This window comes from Pseudomonas protegens (genome assembly GCF_003732485.1).
GTDB lineage: Bacteria > Pseudomonadota > Gammaproteobacteria > Pseudomonadales > Pseudomonadaceae > Aquipseudomonas > Aquipseudomonas protegens_B.
Map to the genome: position 1 here is coordinate 64,638 of NZ_MOAK01000088.1, position 1,648 is coordinate 66,285.

Below are 1,648 nucleotides of genomic sequence, written 5' to 3' on the forward strand. Positions count from 1 at the left end.
GTCGCTACCGTGGCCATCGATCGCATGGCGTTCCTGGTGCCGGTGGCGGTGGGCGCGCAACTGTCCTTCTATACCCAGACCCTGGAGATCGGCCGCAGCTCGATCCAGATGATGGTGGAAGTGTGGAGCGACGACCCGCTGTCCAGCGAATGGCGCAAGGTCACCGAGGCGGTGTTCGTGTTCGTCGCCATCGACGGCAGCGGCCGCACCCGCTCGGTTCCGCCCCGCGCGCGTTAAACCTGGAGGCTGTTATGCAGTCCATAACAGCCCAAACCTTGCGAACGAGATCAGCAGCATGCCTACGCCCCACGTTGAAACGGTGAAACTGGATGAACTGAACTGCTGGCGCATCCGCCACGGTGACGCCGAACTGCTGGTGGCCCAGCAAGGCGCGCACATCCTCAGTTATCAAGTGGCCGGGCAACAGCCGCTGATCTGGCTCAACGACGAGGCGCAGTTCAAGACCGGCAAGAGCATCCGCGCCGGGGTGCCGGTGTGCTGGCCCTGGTTCGGCAACTTTGCCCGCAACCCGCAAAGCGTGCAGGCCATGCGCCAAAGCGCTGAACCGGCACCGGCCCACGGCCTGGTACGGGCCACCGACTGGGAACTGCAAGGCATCGAAAGCGACGGCGACAGCTTGCTGGTGCGCCTGCGCCTGCCCTGCCCCACTGGCGGTTTTCCTGGCTGGCCCCATCAGGTAGAACCGAGCCTGAGCATCCGCCTCGACGAGCAACTGCACATCAGCCTCAGCAGCCACAACCTGGGCACTGAAAGCGTGAGCATCAGCCAGGCGCTGCACAGCTATTTCGCGGTCAGCGATGTGCGCAAGGTGCAGGTCGAAGGCCTGGACGGACTGAACTACATCGAAACCCTGGAAGACTGGAAGACCAAAGTCCAGACCGGCAGCCTGCACTTTACCGGCGAGACCGACCGCATCTACCTGGATGCCCCGGCGCAGCTGGATATCGTCGACCCGGACTGGCAACGACGGATTCGCCTGAACAGCGAAGGCTCGCGCACCGCGGTGATCTGGAACCCCTGGATCGACCGCGCCGCGCAATTTGGCGACATGGCCGACGACGGCTGGCAGCGCATGCTGTGCATCGAGACCGCCAACGTGATGGATGACATCGTCACCCTGGCCCCGGGCGCCAGCCACACCCTGAGCGTCAGCATCAGCGCCACCCCGCTCTGACCCCACCCGCCCCGTAGGAGCTGGCTTGCCAGCGAAGAGGCCCTCAGGACCGTCAGCGTTCTTGCGGCCGCTTTCGCCGGCAAGCCGGCTCCTACCATTCAGAAATACCTTCAGCGGTCCAGTTCAACAGAGCCGTTTGGAAGTACCGTTCAGAAGCACATTCAGAGCTGCCGCTTCAGAGATCCGATTCCTGAACCACCCGCACCTTCGCCGCATCCAGGGCGTAGGCCGCGTCGGCCAGGTCATTGCTGACCTTCTCGATCTTCAAGGTGCCCGTCACCCACAGCGGCGTGTAGATGTCATCCAGCTTCACGCCCTTGGGAAAGCGCACCAGCACCAGCTGGTTGGGCGGCGGTGGCGGCACGTGGATGCAGGCCCCCGGGTACGGCACCAGGAAGAACAGCGTGCTGCGGCCCTTGGCATCGGCTTCCAGCGGCACCGGATAAACGCCAA

3 protein-coding genes are annotated in these 1,648 nt (G+C 64.1%); 2 read left to right on the forward strand and 1 reads right to left on the reverse strand.

Annotated elements, in window-relative coordinates:
- Together BLX41_RS36880 and BLX41_RS31660 are read left to right on the forward strand one after the other, a co-directional pair.
- Positions 1-237: acyl-CoA thioesterase (locus BLX41_RS36880; RefSeq protein WP_311197611.1), on the forward strand; the 237-nt coding region annotated here is incomplete at its 5' end.
- Between the two features lie 58 nt (positions 238-295).
- Positions 296-1,195 carry a D-hexose-6-phosphate mutarotase gene (locus tag BLX41_RS31660; RefSeq protein ID WP_123728044.1) on the forward strand — a complete coding sequence of 300 codons (900 nt, stop codon included), beginning with the start codon at positions 296-298 and terminating at the stop codon, positions 1,193-1,195.
- Positions 1,196-1,370: 175 nt separating this feature from the next.
- Here the strand turns inward: BLX41_RS31660 and BLX41_RS33940 are convergent.
- The coding region (locus BLX41_RS33940; RefSeq protein ID WP_185073883.1) for a DUF3299 domain-containing protein at positions 1,371-1,648 on the reverse strand (278 nt) is incomplete at its 5' end.